The organism is Spirosoma humi (assembly GCF_054776575.1).
In genome coordinates this window covers 1-4,357 of the sequence record NZ_BAAHBR010000011.1, presented here as the reverse complement: position 1 = coordinate 4,357, position 4,357 = coordinate 1, and the positions used below count along the sequence as shown (strand labels likewise).

At 51.4% G+C, this 4,357-nt stretch carries 2 protein-coding genes; both read left to right on the top strand.

The genetic code is table 11. From position 1 onward, the window contains the following. Positions 1 to 3,509 (top strand): glycosyl hydrolase family 28-related protein (locus ACYU8Y_RS16110; RefSeq protein ID WP_460939068.1); only part of this gene is annotated, 3,509 nt, incomplete at its 5' end. A 155-nt stretch (positions 3,510 to 3,664) separates the two neighbouring features. Next, a partial coding sequence (locus tag ACYU8Y_RS16105; RefSeq protein ID WP_460939066.1) for a hypothetical protein occupies positions 3,665 to 4,357 on the top strand: 693 nt, incomplete at its 3' end.

Genomic DNA, 4,357 nt, shown 5'->3' with positions numbered 1-4,357 from the left:
AGGTCAATGTCAAAGACTTTGGGGCCAAGGGCGACGGGAGCACCGATGACACCCAGGCCATCCTCAATGCCATCAAAGCCACCCCAACCGGGGCCACCCTCTACCTGCCCTCGGGCACTTACATTGTCACCAACACGCTCTACCTGAAAGATAACCTGCGCATGAAAGGCGATGGGCCCGGAAACACCTTCATCCGTTGTGGGGCCAACTTCTCGAGCGGCTCCTATGGCCTGCTCTACATGCAGAACCTAACCAACCTAGAGGTCAGGGATCTGGCCCTGGAAGGCAACCGCACCTACCGGGGAAACTACAGCGTGCCCATCTACGGACGAGCCGCTACCCAGCTCCGGCTCACCAACCTCAAGCTCAACTTCCCCGGCTACGACCCCCTGGATCTGCACCTGAGCAAATATGTCTTCCTGACCAACTGTGAGATCATCGGCAAGCTCACCTTCCTGGGTAACTGCTCACAGCTCTTCATCGATCAGTGCCACTTCAAGATGACCAACGACACCGAACTGGCCCTGCATTCCTGGGGGGGGCTGGGGGTGAGTCTGACCAACTCGAGCTGTGAAGATCTCGATAACAAAAACCCCAACGATGGGGCGGGATGGGGCCAGGGCCGCTTCTTTGTGGGCAATGGGGCCTGGGGCGGCATGCGCGCGACCTACATTGGGGGCAACACCACGCGCGACCTGGCCCCCCGCCCCACGGGCGTGGACCAGAACACGGGCGAGCAGTTGCTGTGGGAGGGCATGAGCACCGACTGGACCGGCACGGCCAGTGCTTCGACCCCGTTGACCACCACCCTCAACGGCCTGGCGGGCCACATAAGTAACCCGGACTACCTGCGGTACGCGGTCATTATCAAGGGCAAGGGGCTGGGCCAGTCGCGCCGGATCGTGGGCTACAACGGGGAGAGCATCACCCTGGAGAAGGCCTGGAATGTGCCCCCCGATGGCCAGAGCTGGATCTCGATTGGTCGGTATCTGGATCAGGTGGTGGTCTACAACAACCAGTTGGATGGCAAGCAGGCGGCCGTGGAGAGCGTGGCTCACAGGGCCTCGGCCGGCATTGAGCCGTTTGGGGGCGTGTTCAACTTTATTGCCGACAACAACACCATTCAGGAGACGCGGTATGGGCTGGCCAACTGGGCCCTGGAGCATTCGGGTCAGTTGGACCCCAACTATTTCAGCTTTTATGCCAACAACAAACTCATCAACTGCCGATGGGGAATTAATAACAGCTTACGTATGGCAAACGCTAACACCGTAGGTATGGGAATACTGGGCACCATCTATCGGCGCAACGAGATTACAGCCGCCCGGCAGTCGGGCATTCTTAACTCGGTAGGTACGTCTAATTTACCTGTGTGTAATAGTTTAGTGTTTGAGTATAACAGAATTACGGGCGTGACCAATGGCTTTTCGACGGGGGGCGATGTAGGCTTAGATGGCTACCCTACAACCGGGAAAGAAATTGAGAATCAGGTTTTCTACAAAAATACCATAGCTGGCTCAACAGGGTATGGTATTAAAATGACACCCAAGATAGCCTTGCGCGAGAACAGCATTTCTGGTTTCCCAACCACCTATAACGGCAGTCTACTGGTTCTCGAAGCCCCTTATCATGTTATCGACATGAATGGACAAGCAGGCGCGGGTATTTCCCAATCGGCACTCACTATATGGAATTCAGGGGTTAATTCAATGGCCTGGACTGCCTCAAGTAACGTATCCTGGTTAACCTTGTCGGCCACCAGTGGCACGATTCAGGATCAAAACGGTAGTACGACTCTCGATTTGAGTGCCAATCCTAATGTATTGCCGACGGGTACTTACAGGGCTACGATCACGGTGACAGCGGGGGATAAAACCAGAGCGTATACAGTCATTTTCAACGTAACTAACAATTCATCGCAAATTCCTCCAGCGGTCAATCTGACGAGCCCTTCAGCCAATAGTGTCCGGCTCGCGCCAACGACCATTACCATCACGGCTACGGCCACGGATACAGACGGCAGTATCAGTAAGGTTGAATTCTATGCAGGCTCAACTAAGGTAGGTGAGGACACCAATAGCCCCTACAGCTTTGCGTGGACTACCAGTACGGCTGGCAGCTATGACCTGACGGCTAAAGCTTTTGACAACAATGGACTTAGCAGCACATCAGGTAAAGTCACTGTTATTATCAACGCAACGCCAGTGTCTACTTGTCCGGGCACAGGCAGTATCAACTGGTATTACTGGTTGAATTTACCAGAAGGGGGCATCGCGAATGTTCCATTCGATAGACCCGCTAATGGTAGCAAACAATTGGCTACGTTTGCGTCACCCGTCAATATGGCGGACTCGTACGGATCAAGGGCCAGAGGGTATGTATGTCCCCCTGCAGATGGGGATTACGTATTCTATATTGCTGGTGATGACCAGGCAGAATTGTACTTAAGCACCAATGATAACCCAGCTAATAAGCAGAAAATAGCCTGGGCTGATTATACCTGCAACGGCCAGTATGATAAATTTCCGTACCAGCAGTCAGCAGTGATTCAACTTAGGGCAGGTCAACGTTATTACATTGAGGCACTACAAGCTGATGGATCAAGTGGTGACTATTTAATGGTAGGCTGGAAATTGCCTAATGGTGTGCTGCAACGGCCAATCAACGGCGCCCACCTCATTCCTTTTGAGTTAGTCACTTCTCCTCTGGCTGCTCCCAGCTGTTCAGGTACGGGTAGTATCACCTGGTCTTATTGGGCAAATAGGTCACCATGGGATGCCATCTCGAACATTCCCGTCAATACAAACCCAACCGAAACGCGACAGTTGACCTCATTTGCCAGCCCGACAAATCTGACTGATTATTACAGTTCCCGAGCCAGGGGGTATATATGCCCTCCTACGGATGGGGGATACGTGTTCTATATCGCTGGTGATGACCAGGCAGAACTGTACTTAAGCACCAGTGACGATCCGGCCAATAAACAAAAAATAGCTTGGGCCGACTATACCTGTGAAGGCCAATATGATAAATTTCCGTATCAACAGTCGACTGTAATTCAGCTCAAGGCAGGCCAACGTTATTATATTGAAGCGCTGCATATCGAGGGTGCAGGTGGCGACTATTTTAAGGTGGGCTGGAAGTTACCAGATGGCACTTCACAGCGGCCAATTCCCGGAACAAACCTTATCCCATATATATCGTCAGGATCTCGAATGGGAGCGAATGAAAACTTCGAAGAGTTTACCAATGATGGTTTAAATGCCTACCCTAATCCTTTTCAAACAAAGACAACTCTTGAATTTACACTCCCTGAAAGTAGAGATGGCCTGATTCAAGTGCTCGACATGAAAGGTATGTTAATAGAAACAATCCAGACTGGCATTCTGGAAGGGGGTAAAAAATACCAATATGAATTCGACGGAAGTCGATACACCAGCGGTATGTATTTGTGTAAATTAATTTGTGGGAATAAGATTATGACTAAAAAATTAATTTTAATAAAGTAATTTCCTGCCAGCAAATAAACGCTTAAACAAGAGGGCCAATATTTCTTATTGGCCCTCAATTATTTCATACAAAAGCATAGCATAAAAGAGCTAATTAACTCTATATTTACTTATAATTTTATATAGAAAAAACACTATTAGCTACTTATAGTCAGATGCTTAATCTTTACATTTTCAAATCAGATATCTACAAGAAAAAAGATAGAAGTAAGTTCTACTTTTTACTAATCTCTCTACTTGTAAGTTATATTTTTATTACAAACGTTAACGGTCAACCGGCTCTTCCTGCCTTTTCCAATTTTACTACCCCCAACCCCGCCCCTGCGGCTCCAGGGGAGGCCTTCTCCAGCAACTTCAGCGGCTCGCCCAACCCCAACGCACCCGCCTGCGCCGAGTGGACCCGAACCGCAGCTCCCGACGAATCCATCGTCATCACCGGCGCTAACTTCTCCCGATACCAGGGAGACCAGCACGCCAAAGACACCCGATTCACCCTGATGACCGCCAACGGAACCACCACACAGGCCAGCATCCAGCGAATCGATGACGACAAAGCCCTCATCACCCTGCCCAAAAACCTTCCCCCCTGGAGCATGTACCTGATCTGGCCGGGCAATGAAAGTGGCTATGGCAGCCCCATCGCCCTCAACAAAACCGACGCCTGGTGGCTGGGGCCCGACAAGGCACCCCAAGCAGCCACCCTCTCCGTCTTCGGCCGAAACCTGGCCCAGAACAACGGCACCACCTCCGCCAATGTCTACATCAAGCCCCCCAACGCAGCGGGCCAGTGGGCCACCACCACCCGGGTGAACCCCTACAAAGTGGACTTCACCCTGCCGCCTTCGCTG